Genomic DNA, 19,320 nt, shown 5'->3' on the forward strand with positions numbered 1-19,320 from the left:
CCGGCAAGAGCAAGGCATTGCGGCTAACCCCTCTGAACACGGCCTGGTTTTCGGGCAGTGCGACCAGGATCAAGGGCAGGCCGGAAGTGCTCGAGCAATGTTCAATAATCTTGCGGTCCACGATCCGGAAAAACCGTTCCCGGTCCAGATTGATCTCGTCCTGCTTACCGCCGCCACCCGACTCATGCATCATCGGGTCGCCGCGTTCGCCGCCGCCGCTGAAGCCGTCGGGATGACCTTGCTGGTTGCGAGGCGTCAGCTCATCGCCCAGCGCTTGCTCAAGGGTTGTCGGCACAGCATCGGGCAGCTGGACCTTCTGCAGCGCCTGCGCAGAACCTTCGTAAAGGCACACGCTGTTTCTTGTGAGGCACAGGACCTGATACCGGTCGGCCATCGGCGCCAGACGCAGCAAAGGTTTCAAATAAGGGTGGCTGTTGACGACGGCGACCTCGGGTACCGGCTGCTGCAGCCCGAACACGTGAAAATGCTCAAGGCCGCCAAATACAGCGATGCCCTGCGGACAGGCGTTCCAGAAGTCATGGTCATCGATCAGCGCCTGGAAGGGGCCGAGGAGTGCTTGGGCGGAGATTTGCGGATAGTGCTGCGCCAGTGAGCTTTCCATCGACTTGACGAGATTTTTGAACCGAATCGGGTCTTGGGTGCGCTCCGGAAACGTCCGGTGCGTGGGCATGTACACACTTAAGTTCGGGCGGTCGGCCAGTGCCAACAGCGAAACGAGGGTCTGTTGCGTAAAAGGTTGAATTTTGACCATGACTGACTCCTACTCTTTTCCCAGATCCGCCTGTTTGGCCAGGAACTCGTCTTCCAGCATCGCGTCGATTTCCGCTGCCGAATCTTCTTGAACGGGAGGCGCCGTGAGGTGACCCGTGGATTCGACTTTGGGCGACAGGCGGCCCACCAGATGATCCAGCGCGTGGCTCATCTTGCGGGCGGCACCGGCCACGGCCAGGTCGAGGCTTTCGGCATGGTGCGTGACCGACAGGGACGTGTGCCCTTTGGGCCGCGCTTCGATCTGGCATCTCTTGTCCTGCGCGCCGGATCTCTGGGCGTTCACATCGCCCACGTGTATTTCTATGCGGCTCAAGAGCTCCGAGTAACGCTCCAACTCATCGACCACTGCACTGCCCACCCATTCCTGAAGTTCGGCACTGCCTTCAATATGATTACTGTCTACTTGAACTTGCATGTTCATCCTCCACGTCGACGCTGGATGCGTCTGTAGCTTCTAGAAGAGCCGACGGCGGATCAGTTCCGGATGATGGACAACTGGATAACTAAACGGTGTCCACCGTGGCAAAAAATGCCAACTAACGAAGCGGCACTTTAATTAACGAAGAAGGCCATTCGGTTGTCCGACAGGAATCAACCGCGCTGCCCCATGCAACGGTCCCAAGCGATGCGTAGAGCTCATCGCGCTTCGCGTTGCTGGTTGTCGGGACGGGCCGTGTTATTGATGCGTGCGGCGTGGCCAGGTGTATTCGTTTGAAATAACAGGGCCGTCACAAGCGTGACACTTTTCTTAACGCCGTTTTGTACATAGTGAAACTCGAAATGCGCTGGAATATTCATGAGCGTGCCCAACCACGTTGTTTTTATGAACTCTTCTGAAGGGACCCGTGGCTCTTCAAGAAAATCGCCCAGTGCGACAGGCGGCCGCCTGACCCGCTGACACCGTCGGCCCGTATTTCGACTAAACCTCTCTACAACGAACCGGTCCATGCAAAGTCATGACTTACAACAAGGGGATGTCGATGAGATCAACAGCTGCCGCCTCCGGGTGGTCTCGGCGGTTCAAACAACAGCCACGGCTATGGGCGTTGACGTGCGCCTTCGCTGTGGCTGCTGTGCTCTTGATTGTCTGGAGCATCGCCAAGGCTGTCTTTCATACCGAGGGCCCTTACGCCTGGTATGCGTTCGTTGGAGGGGTCGGCGGCTTCGTTGCCACGGCGATAGGCGCGGCGGTGGCGCTGGCCCTCAGGCAGATATCGGCCAAGGTGCAGGACGTCATGCTTGGGTTTGCCGGCGGCATGATGCTGGCAGCCAGCACGTTCTCATTGATTCTGCCGGGACTGGAGGCCGCGCGAACTCATACCGACAGCGGCCCGCTGGCGGCGTCGGTGGTGATCGCCGGACTGGCGATTGGCGTCGCCCTGATGCTGGCGCTGGACAGACTGGTGCCCCATGAACACGAAACCATTGGGCGCCAGGGGCCCACTGCTGAGCGGATTCACCGGGTCTGGCTGTTCGTGCTCGCGATCACCTTGCACAACTTGCCCGAAGGCATGGCCATCGGGGTGAGCCTGTCCAATGGCGACCTGGGCGTAGGAATTCCGCTGACGAGCGCAATATTGTTGCAGGATATTCCTGAAGGTCTGGCGGTCGCGATGTCACTGCGGGCCACCGGTCTCAGCGCGCCCAAGGCAGCACTGGTGGCGATGGGGTCTGGCCTGATGGAGCCGCTGGGCGCGGTCATCGGTCTGGCAGCGTCGAGCGGATTCGTCTGGTCTTACCCCGTCAGTATGGGCATCGCCGCCGGCGCCATGATCTTCGTCGTGTCCCATGAGGTGATTCCTGAAACCCATCGCAACGGGCATCAGACCCCTGCCACGCTGGGACTGATGTTGGGCTTTGCCGTGATGATGTTTTTGGACACCGCATTGAATTGACGTTGAGACGATGCCTAGTGGGCAGCTCGCGCTGCCGCTGGATGAGGCAAACCTCATCCAGTTTTTACGGCCTGGCGGCGGAAGGGGATTCCATACGACTGCGCTGCGGACCCGGAAGCTCAGTCAGGGTGCTGCGGTAACGAGGCCCAGTGAGAGACCTTCGACAATGGCCAGATCTCGCACGTAGGCAGCAGGAAGTGATCGGTGGGCACGTATTCGCTGGCGGGGCGAAATGAACCCAACAACAGGCACCGGTAGGCCGGCATATAAAACAATACCTCCGTTCCCGGCGGTGGAAGGTGATCGGTAACCGCCACCCAGGGAGAGGATTGCAACGCGGACGCCGCACAGGAACATGCTGTTGTTGCCGAAGCCTGGTTTTGCGTTTGAAGCGTATCTAGCCTGTTGCCCATCGCTTACTGCCCCACGATCTCTGTCTACAACAACGAATGGCGACGTCAGCGCCGCATAGGGAACTGTTGGCGAACGGCGACGGTTTCGAACGTCTCGTCTACATCCGAGTTATCCGAAGCCAGCGCCAGCGCCTGCTGCCAGTCAAGGGAAGGGTCGAGCCACCGGATCGCGCTTTCCCGATCCAGAGCAAGCAACTGTAAGGGCCCCGAGTCGCCGCCGCCCCCATACGTCACCAGCACCAGTCCGTTACAGCCGCTCGGTGAATCACTGATTTGAGCCAGTGCCGCAAGGTAAGTGGGTTCGCCACCACGAGGCCGGTTGTAGGTAAAACGTCCGGCGCCTGTGGACGTGTTGTCCAGGCTGAAATCGAACCAGCCGTCCACTGCCACGACCGCGCGACCCGAGGTGCGCATCCGCTCGAACACTTTTGAGCGCATGACGATCTTCAGCGGCAGGTGCGTCAGTGGCGGCCGGATGCCCATGCTCCAGACCGGAGACCATCCCCAGCGCACGTGCTGGCAGCACAATTCACCGTTTTTGTTCATCACTGCGGTCAATCGATGGTTCGGACGAATGATGTGGTCGTGATCACGAAGGTCGGGGCAGGAGCGGCTGACGGTTACCCCACCGTGGTCACCGGGCTGCGTGGCCTTGAGCCCTGAGGGCAAGGCTCCATGAGCCAGGTATTCAAGGTAGGAATCGGGAGAGTACAGCTGAGCTATGCATTCACACATGTCGGACACCTGGCAGTTATAAGGCACTGCTGCCGTCCTCTTTTTGCCAACCCGTAAACGGGCTTTGCCAAGGCACAGAACAGCAGTGCATAGAATTCGGTGCCCTCTTCTTTTACGGAGGGCTTACGAAAATTTCGAGCCGGGCGCCACGCGTCCGTTCGCCACGGGCATCTACCGAACCGACCAACGGAAAGTTCGAGATTTCAGGTGCTTAGACAGACCCACAATTGGATTCAGCCCGGTGCATCAGCGCATTTAAGTGAATGTAATAGGGTACTTCCGAAGGCGTCGCGCCGACCGTCGGGCAACAGGTCGCACGGGTTAAACCAACCGGTTCCGGCACGCATCCACTGTTCACATTAACCACGCGGCGCCGCTGCCGGACGTGCACTGCCAGGTTCGCGCCGGCATGTTGAGACTGACAGCCAATCCGCTGATTGAAGGAGCCAGCGCAATGGACGAAGAAACCCTGAGAAAGACGGCTTATCGCATTTGGGAAGAACGAGGCCGGCCGCACGGTGAGGACTTCGAGCACTGGCTGCAAGCCAGGCAAGAATATGACGACAACGCCAACGATGGCCTGCCGGGCTCCATTGCCAGCAGCGTGACGCCGCCCGGCCTGAGCGGAGCGCTGGACCGGGCGCTATCTGACGCCCCCGCGCCCGCCCCCAAGCCAACCAAATCCAAAAGGAAGTGATTGCTTTCACCTTTCCAGGGAGGCTGACGTGACCGATATTCCAGACAGCACGCGTTTTGATGAATCGCTGCAGCTGCTGCTTGAGGGTTACGGGTTCATCTCGAACCGGTGCCAGGCCCTGCACAGTGATGTGTTTCAGACCCGACTGCTCGGCCGACGGACTGTCTGCCTCAAGGGTGAGCCCGCAGCGCGCCTTTTCTACGACGAAGCACTCTTCACCCGTAAGGAGGCCGCGCCCCTGCTGCTGCAAGCAACGTTGTTGGGCAAGGGCGGTGTTCAGGGCCTGGATGGTGAGGCGCACCGAGCACGCAAGCGCATGTTCATGTCCCTGATGACCAAGCCGGGCGTCGACTCGCTGGTGGCGCAGGTCGGACGCGAGTGGGACCTGCGAATGCATCAGTTAAGCGCAGCGCCCGATGTGCCCCGGGACCTTTTCATCCAGGTGCAGGAAATCTTCTGTACCGCCGTCTGCGTCTGGGCCGGCGTCCCATTGAAGGCTGAAGAGGTGCCCCGCATGCGAGCGGACCTCGGTTCGCTGATCGACGGTGCCGGGAGTGTCGGGCCTCGCCTACTGCGCTCTGTGTTTGCCCGTCAACGGGCAGAGCGCTGGTGCGCCAACTGGATCCGGCGCACTCGCTCCGGCGAATACGTGCCCGCTCCCGACAGTGCCCTGGCTGTGATCAGTGGCCACATCGAGGCCGATGGCCGTCCGCTGGACCCCAAAACGGCGGCGGTGGAATTGCTCAACGTGCTGAGACCAACGGTTGCCGTGGCACATTTCGTTCTGTTCAGCGCACTGACCCTGCGCTGGCATCCCGAATGGAAAGACCGCCTTGTCGAACAGCCCGCGCTCGCAGAGCCGTTCGTTCAAGAGGTGCGCCGGCTGTATAGCTTCTTCCCGTTCGCGGCGGCTCGGGTGCGAAAGTCGTTTTCATGGCAAGGCTTTGAGTTCAAGAAAGGCAGGCGCGTCCTGCTGGATCTTTTCGGGACCAATCGGGACAACGCGTTGTGGCCCGACCCGCACCTGTTCCGCCCGGAGCGATTCGTGCGAAACGAGCCCGGGCCTTTCAACTTTATCGCGCAGGGCGGCGGCTCAGCGGCGCAGGGCCATCGCTGTCCCGGCGAGCAGCTTGCAATTGAACTGCTCAAGCTGACCACTTTGAAGCTGGTCAACGACATGGAATACCGAGACCACGCATTGCCCGCGGACATTAATCTTCGGCGCTTGCCGATGCTGCCGACCGACCGATACCTGATCACTGTCCTGCGGGCCGGCCGTTGCGCGAGCAAGCTGTCGGTGGCGTGACGCTTAGCCTACCTGCCGATCTAGAAGCTCAACCTTGTCGTGGCTGCACATGATCTGCAGCCCTTCAAGTTCGGTCAAAGCCAACGCACGCAGGCTATTCTGGGTGGCCACCCGGGCAGCATGATCATGGTCCATCATCCGCTGATAGAACCTTAATCCCGGCGGGCAATGGCGCTGGGGTTTGTGCACCTCATCGTGATGAAAATAGGCATCACCCGCGTGCAGTTTCCAATGACCTTGCGTATTAACGGCGATACCGGCATGGCCTGAACTGTGCCCCGGCAACGGCACCATCAGAAGGTCCATATCGCTCTGCAGCACGGGACGCACACTTGAAAACCCTTTCCACTGCTCACCCTCGGGCTCGTAAAAACGCCAGTAACGGCTGCGCTGCCATTGCGGCTCACGGTACCGACGGACAGCCCGCCAGTTGTCCAGCGTCTTGGCGGCCGTGTATTCGTTCTGCAGCACATGAATCATCGCATCCGGGAAGTCGCTTAGCCCGCCAGCATGATCGAAGTCCAGATGCGTCAGCACGATGTGGCGTACATCCGATGGCTCAAACCCAAGCCGTTTGACATGGGACAGTGCAGTCAGTGAGTGCTTGAACTTGATGTTATTGAGCCGCCGAAAGAACGGCGCAATGCGCAAGGGATTGTTGACGTCTGCGTTACCAAATCCGGTATCCACCAGAACCAGCCCATCGTGATCGGTTTCGATCAACCAGCAATGGCACACCAAGTGGGCAAAGAGGCCGCGTGTGGTGCCGTCGAAGAGCATGCCGCCGAATGGGCACATGCACCCGCAATCCAAATGATGAATATTCATGATGAGCGCCGCCTGCGCTGATGGTTAACCATCAGTGTTTGAGTGATCAGGTGTGCCAGAACATAATTCGAATGGCTTGTCTGGATGACTCACCACGGTGCGGAAGATTCAGCTTTTCAACCAGACGGGTAACGGGCGGTAAGCGTGCACTTAAATGAACGCCGGAGCGATAAATGCCGGAGCAGTTAATGTTTCGCTTTCACGCGGTTCGGTTCTGCAGCGGGCTTGGGCACGGCTTCGCCGCACGCCAGGCAGACGTAGCCTTCGCCGGGTAAACCCAGGTAATAAGCTTTCCTTACGGAAGTGTGGCTGCAGGCCACCTTCGGCGTTCCAAGAGTGCGGAGTAAGTGCATCGGCCTAACCCTTTCCCACGAGTGCTGAGCGAATCTGTGTGACTTACTGTATGTAAGATCACAGATCCGTCCACCCTCACTCGCGGCTGCACTGCGGATATAACTAAGGGGTTCTTGGCTTTTTGCTTCTTATCAACAGCGTTTCGTTGCCAAGTACCGCTTGATAACGAAATAGCCGCTTGTCCGAAGATTGCCGTCTCAGTCATGAGTTGCCTTCCCGCCCTCTTGATTGAACGCATCAAGGGCTGCTCAGGGTCTTAACACGTGCTCCAGGAACAATTGCGCTGCCACCGACAGCGCTGCGCGCGCGCGAACACATACGTCGAGATCACGACTGGCCCAGTGCTCGTCCAGTTGCACCACCTTTGCCCCCTTCAATCGATAAATACCTGCGCTGCCCTCGGGCATGATGCCGATGCCAATCCCTGCCTGAACCATCAGGCTCAAGGCGTCATAGCTGGCGACTTCCATGCGGATTCTCAAGGAGCGGCCCAGGTCGTTGGCGGCTTTGATCAGCTGGAAGTTCAGATGGGTGCCGCTGCGCAGAGCGACGTATTCATGATCCAGGGTCTCACTGAAACGCACGGATTCCCGCTCGGCCAGCGGATGGTCATCGGGGACGAGCAGAACCAGGCGGTCCGCACGGAACGGGAAGACGTCGATGTCTGCGCCATGGGGCAGGCGCGTGAAGATGCCGACCTCGGCCCGGTTCTCCGCGACGGCTTTGGTGATTGCCAGGCTCTGTTGCTCCTCGATGACCACCTTGATAAGCGGGTACCGGTCGATGAAGGACTTGATCAAGCCCGGCATGAATTGGGTGATGGCCGAGATGTTCGCGACTACGTGCACAGACCCGCGCGTGCCGTCGGAGTACTCGCGCATTTGCAGGACGATGTCGTTGAGGTTGTTGAGTGCGCTGCGGGCCATGAACAGCAGCGACAGGCCGGCGTCGGTGGGCGTGATGCCTTTGTTGGTGCGCTTGAGCAGCCGGGCATTAAGGAGCTCTTCCAGCTCGCTGAGCCGCTTGCTGATGGCCGCCGCCGCGATGTGCTCGCGCTTGGCGGCGGCGGCAATGGTGCCTTCTTCGACGACGCTGACGAAGAGGCGCAGCGAGACGGGGTCGAGCTTCATGTAGGGTACCGGGCGTGCTGGCCTGAGTGGTCGCCATAGTACCTCGTCAGGCATCGCCTCAGAACGCGCCCGACAACAGATGGCCGGCGTCAGGAACACGGGCTTCAAGGCCAAGGGTCTTGAGCATCTGATAGACAGTCGCCACTGACGCAGACAGCACCGGTTTATCCAGTCGATCCTGTACGACTTGAATGGCCGGCAGCGACGGCATCTGCACGCAGCATGACAGCACCACCCCGTCGGCTTGCCCGATGTTGAGCCTGTCGGCATGGGAAACCAGGTCCATCGGGTCGAGCCGACCGACTTTCAAGTTGTCGGAGACTTCCAGGCTGATGGCGTCCACCACCTCGATTCCAGCCGCTTCGATGTAGTCAATGACCTGCTGGGTGAGTGGCTTCATGTACGGCGTGATGATCGAGACTTTTTTGTAGTCGAGCCTGTGCAGGCTGTCGATGAGCGCACCAGCGGAACTCAGCACGGGGGCATTGGAGGCGTTACTGGCGACGGTCTTGCTCAGGCGCTCCTGAGAGACTTTGTGGTAACCGGCGCCCTGGCACATGATCGCCACCAGGCAGGCGTAAGCCATGACATCAACGCGCGCATCGCTCAATTCCAGCGCGCAACGGTCGCTGTCGACGTCCATCTTTTTAAGCTCTTCGGGGCTTACTTTCATCATGCGCATGCGTGACGAATGGAAGGTGAAGCGCTCGTCGGGGAACAGTGAATACCGGGACGTCAGCATCGCCGGGATCTCGGTTTCCATGGTGGTGTTGGAGCTGGGGACGATCTGGCCAATCCGGAAATTTTTCACAGGGTCTTCTCCATTTCGCCGACGGCGAGGGTCATGTGCGACCGATGCTAGGAGTGACCGGGAGACGCGTAAATCAAGCAATGGTGAGCTTGCCATCGCGGCTGGCGATGGCAGGTAAAACCGTAAGGGATTGCCCGGCAAGATCTAAACGCTGGCGCGCTTTCCTGTGGGACCGAGCTTGCTCGGGAAGGGGCCGGTACAACCGCTGCATTTTCATGGCATGGAACGCCGTCTTCGTGAGCAAGCTCACTCCAAGGTTCGGTGCAGCCGCTCAACCTTCAGCGGCTGCCTTCCTGGTTAGGCGTGAGAAAGCGCTTCGCCCCGCACAGGCGCCTCAGCCTTGTGGTTGCCCAGCATCGCGCGGGGGATCGACAGGATCAGCCCGGCGCTGATGAACAAACAGGCGCCCAGCACGTAGGTGCCGTTGTTGATGTTGCCCGTGAGGTTCTCGGCGACGGCGGTGATCATCGAGCCCGTAAAACCCGAGAGGTTGCCGATGGCGTTGATCATGCCGATACCCGCCGCGGCCGCGACGCCGGACAGCACGGTGCCCGGCAACGTCCAGTAGATCGGCATCAGGCTCAGCACGCCGGAGGCGGACACGCTCAGGAAGATGATCGACAGCACCACGTTGCTGGCGAAGTAGGCGCTGAGGATCAAGCCGATGCCGCCAATAATCGCCGGGACTGCCGCGTGCCAGCGGCGCTCGCCGGTCTTGTTGGAGTGCCGCGCGTTCAGCGTCATGGCGATCACGGCAATGCCATAGGGAATGGCCGTCAGCAGCCCGATGTCCAGAGGGTTGGAGACACCGGCGCTTTTAATGATCGACGGCATCCAGAACGCCAGCCCGTAGAAACCGGTGTTGAACGTCAGCAGGATCAGCACCAGCAGCCACACGCGTCCGTTGAAAAACACCTCGCGCAGACTCGTCGCCTTGCCTTTGCTGTCTGTCTCCAGGTTGGCCTTGAGCATGGCCTTTTCCTGGGGCGACAGCCATTTGGCCGCATCAATGTTATTGGCCATGAATGCCAGCACCACGAACGCCATGACCACCGAAGGCAGGCCTTCGATGATCAACAGCCACTGCCAGCCGGCCATGCCGCTCACGCCTTGCATCCGGGTCATCAGCCACCCGGAGATCACACCGCCCAGCGTCAGGCTGATCGGCATCGCCATGAGGAAACCTGCCATCACCCGGCTCTGCCGACGCGTAGGAAACCAATAGTTCAGGTAAAGGATGACGCCTGGAAAGAACCCTGCCTCACAGATGCCGAGCAAGAAGCGCAGCACGTAAAACATGGTTTCCGACTCGATGTGGAAAAACTTCGCCAGCGGCACGGTGAACGCAACCGCCATCGATACGATGGCCCACGTGAGCATGATCCGGGCAATCCAGAACCGCGCGCCGAAGCGATGCAACAGCAGGTTGCTGGGTACTTCGAACAGGAAATAACCCCAGAAGAACATGCTCGCGCCGAGCGCATAGATGGTGTTGCTGAATTGCAGATCGTTGAGCATGTCCAGCTTGGCGAAGCCGATGTTCACGCGGTCCAGATACGCCGCCATGTAACACAGCAACAGGACGGGAAGGATGCGCAGAATGACTTTGCGGTAGGTGCGGTCTTCAAAGCTGGCTTGCCCGGGACCCGAGGACTCGGGCAGGCGCTGGGAAACGGTATCCATGGTGGGACCTCCAGGCACTCGGACGCGCCTGTATTGTTGTTATGGAGGGTCGAAACACGGGGCGATGTTACCGATAACAACTTCGATTAGGATAATGACTTGTTTCCATTGATTGATAACGCGCCGTTATCGCTCAACGACGCGCACTGCGTGCATTCGCCAGCAGAAGCTCGGCAAATTCCGACGCCGCTCCAAGCAACGGCTCGCCTCGGCGAGTCAGGATTCCGTAATCCTGCGGCGCCAGTTTGAGCGGTGTATTCAGCACTTTCAGCAACCCGGAATCCAGATGCGGCTGTGCCATGGACGCTGGCAACATGGCGATCATCGGCCCGGACTGGAGCACTTGCAGGAAGGTCTGCATCGAGATGGTGTCTATGGTGTTCTTCGGCGTGGCAATCCCGGCTTTGGCAAACGCCTGCTCCATCCGTGCGCGAATCGGCGTGCCCAGCGGGTACAGAATCCATGGCCAGTCGCCGAGCGCTTGCAGCGGTGTCTGGGCCAGCTCGGTAAGGGGATGGCGGCTGTTGACCACCATGCAGAACGGCTCCGGCGCCAAGGCCTGAAAGTCGTACACCTGCTGCTGGTTTTCGTCGGTGTAACGCGCCACTGCAAGGTCGAGCTTTTTGTCGTCAAGCATTTCCATCAGGTGGTCGCTGGTCTGCTCAACCACCTCGATCGACAACAGCGGCCAACGCGCTTTCAGCTGGACGATGGCTTCGGGAAGCACCACCGCCGTCGCCGCGAAAATAGCCCCTACCTTGAGGAAGCCATGCCCGCCTTCGCGCAGGCTGCTGATCTGATCGACGAATTTACTCGCATCGTTCAGGGCGATCTGCGCATAGCGCACCACGTGCTCGCCGAGGGCGGTTGGCGGCATGTTGCGCGGTAAGCGCTCAAAGACATCGAAGCCCAGCAGCCGCTCAATCTCCCGCAGCATCTTGCTCACCGCGGGCTGACTGAGGTTCATGTGCAATGCCGCCGCATGCATATTACGGGTGCGTGCCAAGGTTTCGATGAGCACCAGGTGCTTGAACTTGAGCCAGTTACAGACCGTGGAAAAAGAAATGTCTGACATGAGCGGCAGCCTCCATGAGCGATAACCCAGTGTTATCGATTACTGAGCAGATGTCATTGGAGTTTATCGCCGGTGCTGATTAGGGTCATTGGCAAAAGCATAAAAACCAAATCGAGGACTTCACCATGTCGATCCAGCTCACTCCCGAAAACACCCTCCCTGCCGACGGCCTGAATGGCACGTTGATCGGACGCGCCTGGGTGCCCGGCAAAGTCGGCGGCCCGTCGCCCGTGGTGTTGCGCAACGACGGGGTGTTTGATCTTTCATCCAGCTTCGCCACGTTGAGCGAGCTGTTCGAGCTGGAATCTCCCCTGGCTGCCGTGCGCGACGCTCAGGGCACGCGCATTGCCAGTATCGAAGAGCTGCTGGCCAACACGACAACGACGCCGAATCCCAATACGCCTTATTTGCTCGCCCCGGCGGACCTGCAAGTGATCAAGGCGGCAGGCGTAACCTTCGCCGCGAGCATGATCGAGCGCGTGATCGAGGAGCAGGCGGCGGGCGATCCGGCAAAGGCGGAGAGCGTGCGCGCCATCGTGCAAAACGCGATCGGTGACAACCTGCGCAACATCAAGCCGGGCTCCGAACAAGCCAGCAAGCTCAAGGCATTGCTGATCGAGCAAGGCATGTGGTCGCAGTACCTGGAAGTCGGCATCGGGCCGGACGCAGAGATTTTCACCAAGGCGCCTGTGCTGGCGGCGGTGGGAAGCGGCAGCCAGATCGGTATCCACCCGAAGTCGGAGTGGAACAACCCGGAGCCGGAAGTGGTTCTGGTGGTAAACAGCTCCGGGGACATTCTCGGCGCCACGCTGGGCAACGACGTCAACCTCCGTGACTTCGAAGGCCGCAGCGCGTTGCTGTTGAGCAAGGCCAAGGACAACAACGCCTCATGCGCCATTGGTCCGTTCATTCGGTTGTTCGACGAAACCTTTTCCCTGGACGACGTGCGCAACTGCGTGGTCGACCTGCGGGTTAAAGGAGTCGACGGTTATGAGATGAAAGGCTCGAGCTCGATGTCGCAGATCAGCCGAGATCCGGCCGACATCGCCGGTCAGGCCCTTAATGCCAACCACCAATACCCTGACGGCTTCCTGCTGTTTCTCGGCACCCTTTTCGCCCCGACCGCCGACCGCGACCACCCCGGCAGCGGTTTCACCCACAAGCTGGGCGATGAGGTCAGCATCAGCAGCAGCCTGTTCGGCACCCTGCACAATCAAGTCACCCACAGCAGCGACGCGGCGCCGTGGACGTTTGGCGTCGGCGCGCTGTTACGCAACCTGGCCGTGCGCGGTTTGCTGTAATCCTGAGCGTTCACCGGCCCGCCTCATCCTGCCTGCACGGGCTCGCTGGAAACGGCGAAACCCTGTAGGAGCCGGCTTGCTGGCGAACCCGAGACTTATCAGACAGACCTCCGTCGCCTGATACACCCTGTTCGCCAGCGAGCCGGCTCCTACAGAATGCGTTCTGCCAGCATGACTCACGCCACCTAATTCCAAGAGAGACCCGAACCATGTCCGATACGCCTAAACGCCCGCTTCGCAGCCAGCAATGGTTCGATGATCCGGACCACGCTGACATGACGGCGCTGTACGTCGAGCGCTACATGAATTACGGCCTGACCCGCGAGGAGCTGCAATCGGGCCGACCCATCATTGGCATCGCACAGACCGGCTCGGATCTGGCGCCCTGCAACCGTCATCACCTGGAGCTTGCCCAACGGGTCAAAGCCGGCATCCGTGATGCGGGCGGGATTCCGATGGAGTTTCCGGTGCACCCGATGGCCGAGCAGACCCGCCGCCCCACCGCCGCTCTGGACCGTAATCTGGCGTACCTCGGGCTGGTGGAGATTCTCCACGGCTACCCGCTGGATGGCGTTGTCCTGACCACCGGCTGTGACAAAACCACTCCGGCCTGCCTGATGGCAGCCGCGACCACTGACCTGCCGGCCATCGTGCTGTCTGGCGGTCCGATGCTGGATGGTCGTCACAAGGGCGAGCTGATCGGTTCCGGCACGGTGCTCTGGCATGCGCGCAACCTGCTGTCCGCAGGCGAGATCAATTACGAAGGCTTCATGGAAATGACCACCGCCGCGTCGCCGTCGGTGGGGCATTGCAACACCATGGGCACGGCGCTTTCGATGAACGCGCTGGCCGAAGCGTTGGGCATGTCGCTGCCCGGATGCGCGAGTATTCCGGCGGCGTACCGCGAGCGCGGGCAGATGGCTTATATGACCGGCAAGCGCATTTGTGATCTGGTCCGTGAAGACGTCCGCCCTTCGCAGCTCATGACCCGCGAAGCCTTCGAAAACGCGATTGCCGTGGCCTCGGCGCTGGGTGCGTCGAGCAACTGCCCGCCCCATCTCATCGCCATTGCCCGACACATGGGCGTCGAATTGAGCCTCGACGACTGGCAGCGCATCGGCGAAGACGTGCCGCTGCTGGTCAACTGCATGCCGGCCGGCAAATACCTGGGTGAGGGCTTCCACCGTGCAGGTGGCGTACCGGCGGTGATGCACGAGCTGCAGAAGGCCGGCAAGCTGCACGAGAACTGCGGTTCGGTCTCCGGCAAAACCATCGGCGAAATCGTACGCAATGCCGTCGCCCACGACACCGACGTGATCCGACCTTACGAAGACCCGCTTAAACACCGCGCCGGTTTCATCGTGCTGAGCGGCAATTTTTTCGACAGCGCGATCATGAAGATGTCGGTGGTCGGCGAGGCATTCCGCAAGACGTATCTGTCCGAGCCCGGTGCCGAGAACAGCTTCGAGGCACGGGCCATCGTTTTCGAGGGACCAGAGGACTATCACGCGCGGATCAACGACCCGTCGCTGGAAGTCGATGAGCGCTGCATTCTGGTGATCCGTGGTGCCGGCACCGTCGGTTATCCCGGCAGCGCCGAAGTGGTGAACATGGCGCCGCCCTCCGCGCTGATCAAGCAAGGCATCGATTCGCTGCCGTGCCTGGGCGATGGCCGGCAGAGCGGCACGTCGGCCAGCCCTTCGATCCTGAACATGTCGCCCGAAGCGGCAGTGGGCGGTGGCCTTGCGCTGCTGAAAACCAACGACCGGCTGCGGGTTGATTTGAACAACCGCAGCGTCAACGTGCTGGTCAGCGATGAGGAAATGGCCGAGCGACGGGCGCTGTTCGAGCCGAAAATGCCAGCCTCGCAGACCCCGTGGCAGGAGCTGTATCGGCAGTTGGTGGGGCAGTTGTCCACGGGTGGGTGCCTGGAACCGGCTACGTTGCATTTGCGAGTGATTGCACGAAGCGGTGAGCCGCGGCATTCGCACTGATGCCGTAGCGGTATTGTGATCGTTCTCACGTTGATCGTTCCCACGCTCTGCGTGGGAACACATTCCCCGACGCTCCGCGTCCGCTGTCAGTTGACGCGGAGCGTCACGAGCGGCGTTACCACGCGGAGCGTGGGAACGATCAACGATCAGCGATCAACGAAGAACGAAGAACGAAGAACGATCAACGAGGAATCGACCCGACCTCAGCCTGTAGGCGCCGGATAGACGTTCTCACAACAACTCCGGTAATCCGTTCTCCATTCCGGCAAAACGGTTTTTCAGCAACGAATGCAACTGCTGCACCGCCGGCGAGAACTGCTTGCGGTGCGGGCAGACCAGGTTGAGCGGGGTTGGCTCGCCCGGGTAATCGGGCAGCAACACTTCCAACCGCCCGGCGTGCACATCCTCGCAAACGTCCAGCCACGATTTGTACGCCACACCCTGCCCCGCCACCGCCCAGCGCCTCACCAGATCGGCGTCATCGGTGAGCAACGGGCCTGATACCGAAAACACCCGCCCGCCCAGCCGCCATTTGTCGTACACCCGACCCGCCAGCGTAAACAGCAGGCACTGATGTCGCGACAAATCGTCCGACACCCTGGGCCGACCCTCGCGCGCCAGATAGTCAGGCGATGCCACCAGCACCCGGCGATTCCAGGGCGCCAACGGCAGGGCGATGTAGTTCGCGTCTTCTATCACGCCGTAGCGAATCGCGACGTCCACCGGGTCGCGAAACAGATCAGCCACCTGATCGGAGACAAACAGGCGCAAATTCAGCGCAGGGTGTTGGCTGCGAAAATCCGTGAGCCAGGGCAGCAGCAGGTTTCTTCCCAGATCGGAAGGTGCCGCCACCTGCAACGTGCCTTGCAGCTCGGCACTCTCGCGCCGCAATTTATCCCGGCCGTCCCTTAATGCATCCAGCACCGTCTGCGCGGTCGGCAGGTACTGCTCGCCCTCGGCGGTGAGGCGCAAGCTGCGCGTCGATCGCGCAAACAGGCGAATATCCAGCTCACGTTCCAGGCGCTTGATGGCCGCGGCCACCTGGCCCGGCAGCAGATCCACCTCGCGCGCTGCGTTGGAAAAGCTGCCCAGCGCGGCGGTACGCACGAACAGGCTGAGGTCATCGATGCGGATCATTTTCACTCCAGTGGTGAAAGTGTTGCCGGATTCTGCAGCTTTTTCTATCTGACGAACAAGAACAAGATGGGTCCAACGTTTAACCACCTTCTGTCATTCGCTTAGAGAGATCGCCATGAAAGCCATCGCCTTCACCCAGCACGGTCTGCCCATCGAAGACCCTAATGCGCTGCTCGACATGGATTTGCCCAAGCCGACGCCCGGCCCGCGCGATCTGCTGGTTGAGGTCAAGGCCATTTCGGTGAATCCGGTCGACACCAAGATTCGCGCCGGCTCTGCTGCGACGGAACCTAAAATCGTGGGTTGGGACGCCGTTGGTGTGGTTCGCGAAACGGGCAGCGAGGTGACGTTATTCAAGGCCGGAGACGAAGTGTTCTACGCCGGTTCCATCGCCCGTCCCGGCAGCTACAGCGAGTTTCACCTCGTCGACGAGCGCATCGCCGGCCACAAGCCGAAAACCCTCGACAACGCCCACGCCGCCGCACTGCCGTTGACTTCGATCACCGCCTGGGAACTGCTCTTTGACCGCTTGGGCGTTGAAGAAGGCGGCGGCGAAGGTGACAGCCTGTTGATCGTTGGTGCCGGTGGCGGCGTCGGATCGATTCTGGTGCAACTGGCCCGGCAGTTGACCAAACTGACCGTGATCGGCACCGCCTCGCGCCCGGAAACCCGCGAATGGGTCGAGGGCCTGGGCGCGCATCACGTCATCGATCACAGCCAGCCACTGGTCGAGCAGCTGAACCGAATCGGCGTCGGCCAAGTGAGCCACGTCGCCAGTCTGACCCACACCGACACCTACTTCACGCAACTGATCGAGGCCCTGCGGCCACAAGGCAAGCTGGCGCTGATCGATGACCCGAAATCCCTCGACGTGGTGCCAATGAAACGCAAGGCGCTGTCGCTGCACTGGGAACTGATGTTCACCCGCTCGCTCTACGAAACGCCGGACATGATTGCCCAGCATGAACTGCTTAATCGCGTCGCCGACCTGATCGACCGGGGCGTGCTGAAGACCACCCTCGGGGAGCACTTCGGCGCTATCAATGCTGAAAACCTGCGCCGCGCCCACGCCGTGATCGAAAGCGGAAAGGCCAAGGGCAAGATCGTCCTCGAAGGTTTCTGACCCTTTTCCATTATTTGAATGGCCTGCTGCGGCAGGCCGGGAGCGCTTTGTGTCCATGAAACAGAACATGATGGGGTCGGCACTGGCACTCTCAGTCGCCCTGATCAGCCAGAACGGCGTCGCTGCCAGCATGGCAGCCAATGTCGCCACGCTGCCCGCCAACGCACCGGCGGAGAAACCCCTCGGTCAGCTGGAGCAGGTGTTCAGCTTCCACGACGCCATGCCCACCGGCGTGACCGTGACGGAGACCGGGCGCATTTTCGTCAACTTCCCGCACTGGGGCGACGATGTGCCGTTTACCGTGGGTGAAATCCGTGACGGCAAGGTCGTTGCTTACCCCGATGCAGCGATCAACAAAGAAGACCCGAAAGACCCCGCCAAAGGGCTGATCAGCGTCCAAAGCGTAGTCGCCGACGGTCAGGGCCGCGTCTGGTTGCTGGACACGGCGGCGCCGAATTTCGCAGCGCCCAAAACGGGCGGCGCGAAGCTGGTTGCGGTCGATCTGGCCAGTAACAAGGTGGTCAAAACCCTGGTCTTCCCGGCCAACGTCATCCTGCCAAGCACGTACGTCAACGACATGCGCTTTGATTTTCGCAACGGCAAGGAAGGCACGGTCTATGTGACGGATTCGTCGGTCTCCGGGCCCGGCGCGATCATCGTCATGGACATCGCCAGCGGCAAGGCGACCCGTCGTTTGAGCGGCGCGAAGTCCACCTCGGTCGACCCTGACTTCAAGCCGGTCGTCGAAGGCCAGGCGGCCCTCGTCACCAAAGGCCCTGACGGCAAAGCAAAAACGCTGGGGGTGGCATCCGATGGCATCGCGCTGTCTGCTGACGGCAAGACGCTTTACTTCAGCCCGCTCTCCAGTCGTCACCTTTTCGCGGTGCCCGCTGCGATGCTCCGGGATGCCAACGTGAGCGAGGCTCAACTGAGAGCTGCGGTCAAAGACCTCGGCGAGAAAGGCGCCTCCGACGGTCTGGAAGCCGACGCCAACGGCGCGGTCTATGCCGGCGACTACGAGCACAACGGCATCCGCAAACGCCTGGCCGACGGCAGCTGGCAGACCCTGGTTCATGACCCTCGCGTGCTCTGGCCGGACACCTTGTCGGTCGGGCCCGACGGCTATCTGTATTTCATCGCCAACCAGTTGCAGCGCCAGGCCGGCTTCCACGACGGCAAGGATCTGCGCGAAAAACCCTACAGCCTGCTGCGGGTCAAGATCGACGCCGCGCCAGCACCGACCCGCTGATTCAATTTTTTACTTCCGGAGACCCATCATGCAACTGACCGCGCTCGCAAAATCGCGCTACACCACCAAAGCCTACGATGCCTCACGCAAAATCCCGCAGGAGGCGATCAACGAGCTGTTGGAGCAACTGCGTCACAGCCCGTCGTCGGTGAACTCGCAGCCCTGGCACTTCATCATCGCCTCCGATGAACAGGGCAAAGCCCGCGTGGCCAAGTCGGCCGAGGGTGGCTTTGCTTACAACGAGGCCAAGATGCTCACGGCCTCCCACTTGATCGTGTTCTGCACCCGCACCGAGGTACCCGAATTCCACCTGCAGGCCGTTCTGGCGCAGGAGGCACTCGACGGGCGTTTTGCCAACGACGAGGCCAGGGCCGGTCAGGACAAGAGCCGTCGCGGCTACGTGAACATGCACAGATTCGATCAGAAGGATGTGCAGCACTGGATGGAAAAGCAGACCTACCTGGCGCTTGGCACCTTGCTGCTGGGCGCTGCATCGCTGGGACTGGACGCGACGCCGATGGAAGGTTTCGATTTCAAGAAGCTCGACGAAGAATTGGGCCTGCGCGACAAGGGTTTCACCAGCCTGGTCGTGGTCAGCCTGGGCTACCGCAGCGAGAGTGATTTCAACGCCAAACTGCCGAAATCGCGGTTGCCGGCTGAGGCGGTGTTTACCTTTCTCTAAACCGACCGCGCTCGATTGCAGGGGCGGCGCTGGCCCGCGATTGCGGTGGGTCCAAAAACGCAGGTATCACTGCCACACCGCCGATCTGTAGGAGCCGGCTTGCTGGCGAACCCGT

The 19,320-nt window shown here is 60.6% G+C and carries 15 protein-coding genes and 2 pseudogenes; 8 read left to right on the forward strand and 9 right to left on the reverse strand.

The annotated features are described in order from the left end of the window. Both VF672_RS03335 and VF672_RS03340 read right to left on the reverse strand, forming a co-directional pair. Window positions 1-727 (reverse strand): annotated as a pseudogene (locus VF672_RS03335) (hypothetical protein); the annotation flags it as partial. Window positions 728-781: 54 nt separating this feature from the next. Then, complete coding sequence (locus VF672_RS03340) at window positions 782-1,207, reverse strand: HPF/RaiA family ribosome-associated protein (RefSeq protein ID WP_331101448.1); 426 nt, start codon at window positions 1,205-1,207, stop codon at window positions 782-784. Window positions 1,208-1,931: 724 nt separating this feature from the next. Here VF672_RS03340 and VF672_RS03345 point away from each other — a divergent pair. Beyond that, a pseudogene (locus VF672_RS03345) lies at window positions 1,932-2,687 on the forward strand (ZIP family metal transporter); the annotation flags it as partial. Window positions 2,688-3,145: 458 nt separating this feature from the next. On the opposite strand, the gene VF672_RS03350 reads toward VF672_RS03345, so the two are convergent. Next, window positions 3,146-3,835, reverse strand: coding sequence for an SOS response-associated peptidase family protein (locus VF672_RS03350; RefSeq protein ID WP_331101450.1), 690 nt, complete (start codon window positions 3,833-3,835; stop codon window positions 3,146-3,148). A gap of 454 nt (window positions 3,836-4,289) precedes the next feature. Here VF672_RS03350 and VF672_RS03355 point away from each other — a divergent pair, with 454 nt between their 5' ends. Together VF672_RS03355 and VF672_RS03360 are read left to right on the forward strand one after the other, a co-directional pair. After that, window positions 4,290-4,532: a DUF2934 domain-containing protein gene (locus VF672_RS03355; RefSeq protein WP_331101453.1), complete on the forward strand. Its 243-nt coding sequence runs from the start codon at window positions 4,290-4,292 to the stop codon at window positions 4,530-4,532. Window positions 4,533-4,560: 28 nt separating this feature from the next. Beyond that, a complete protein-coding gene (locus VF672_RS03360) occupies window positions 4,561-5,838 on the forward strand; it encodes a cytochrome P450 (protein ID WP_331101455.1) in 1,278 nt (425 codons plus the stop codon). Between the two features lie 3 nt (window positions 5,839-5,841). Here the strand turns inward: VF672_RS03360 and VF672_RS03365 are convergent, their stop codons facing one another. From VF672_RS03365 to VF672_RS03385, 5 genes are all read right to left on the reverse strand, one after another. After that, on the reverse strand, window positions 5,842-6,666 hold the full coding sequence (locus tag VF672_RS03365) for an MBL fold metallo-hydrolase (RefSeq protein ID WP_331101457.1): 825 nt from the start codon (window positions 6,664-6,666) through the stop codon (window positions 5,842-5,844). 602 nt (window positions 6,667-7,268) lie between these two features. Next, a complete protein-coding gene (locus tag VF672_RS03370; RefSeq protein WP_331101460.1) occupies window positions 7,269-8,150 on the reverse strand; it encodes a LysR family transcriptional regulator in 882 nt (293 codons plus the stop codon). A gap of 58 nt (window positions 8,151-8,208) precedes the next feature. Next, complete coding sequence (locus VF672_RS03375; protein ID WP_331101462.1) at window positions 8,209-8,961, reverse strand: Asp/Glu racemase; 753 nt, start codon at window positions 8,959-8,961, stop codon at window positions 8,209-8,211. 297 nt (window positions 8,962-9,258) lie between these two features. Then, on the reverse strand, window positions 9,259-10,644 hold the full coding sequence (locus VF672_RS03380) for an MFS transporter (RefSeq protein WP_331101464.1): 1,386 nt from the start codon (window positions 10,642-10,644) through the stop codon (window positions 9,259-9,261). A gap of 133 nt (window positions 10,645-10,777) precedes the next feature. Then, the gene (locus VF672_RS03385; protein ID WP_331101466.1) at window positions 10,778-11,719 is read right to left on the reverse strand and encodes a LysR family transcriptional regulator; all 942 of its coding nucleotides are present in this window, start codon (window positions 11,717-11,719) and stop codon (window positions 10,778-10,780) included. A 125-nt stretch (window positions 11,720-11,844) separates the two neighbouring features. Here VF672_RS03385 and VF672_RS03390 point away from each other — a divergent pair, with 125 nt between their 5' ends. Both VF672_RS03390 and VF672_RS03395 read left to right on the forward strand, forming a co-directional pair. Then, window positions 11,845-13,020 (forward strand): fumarylacetoacetate hydrolase family protein, encoded by a 1,176-nt coding sequence (locus VF672_RS03390; protein WP_331101468.1) that lies wholly within the window; start codon window positions 11,845-11,847, stop codon window positions 13,018-13,020. Window positions 13,021-13,229: 209 nt separating this feature from the next. Then, window positions 13,230-15,014: an IlvD/Edd family dehydratase gene (locus VF672_RS03395; protein ID WP_331101470.1), complete on the forward strand. Its 1,785-nt coding sequence runs from the start codon at window positions 13,230-13,232 to the stop codon at window positions 15,012-15,014. Window positions 15,015-15,245: 231 nt separating this feature from the next. Here the strand turns inward: VF672_RS03395 and VF672_RS03400 are convergent, their stop codons facing one another. Further along, window positions 15,246-16,151, reverse strand: coding sequence for a LysR family transcriptional regulator (locus VF672_RS03400; RefSeq protein WP_331101472.1), 906 nt, complete (start codon window positions 16,149-16,151; stop codon window positions 15,246-15,248). Window positions 16,152-16,266: 115 nt separating this feature from the next. Between VF672_RS03400 and VF672_RS03405 the strand changes: the two genes are divergently transcribed. The 3 genes from VF672_RS03405 to nfsB all read left to right on the forward strand — a co-directional run bounded on the left by VF672_RS03405 (window position 16,267) and on the right by nfsB (window position 19,205). Beyond that, window positions 16,267-17,274: a zinc-binding alcohol dehydrogenase family protein gene (locus tag VF672_RS03405; RefSeq protein WP_331101474.1), complete on the forward strand. Its 1,008-nt coding sequence runs from the start codon at window positions 16,267-16,269 to the stop codon at window positions 17,272-17,274. 130 nt (window positions 17,275-17,404) lie between these two features. Continuing rightward, window positions 17,405-18,523, forward strand: a complete 1,119-nt coding sequence (locus tag VF672_RS03410) for an L-dopachrome tautomerase-related protein (RefSeq protein WP_414705567.1) — start codon at window positions 17,405-17,407, stop codon at window positions 18,521-18,523. A 28-nt stretch (window positions 18,524-18,551) separates the two neighbouring features. Next, window positions 18,552-19,205, forward strand: a complete 654-nt coding sequence (gene nfsB / locus VF672_RS03415; protein ID WP_331101476.1) for an oxygen-insensitive NAD(P)H nitroreductase — start codon at window positions 18,552-18,554, stop codon at window positions 19,203-19,205. Window positions 19,206-19,320: the final 115 nt, after the last annotated feature.

This window comes from Pseudomonas sp. (assembly GCF_036387035.1).
GTDB lineage: Bacteria > Pseudomonadota > Gammaproteobacteria > Pseudomonadales > Pseudomonadaceae > Aquipseudomonas.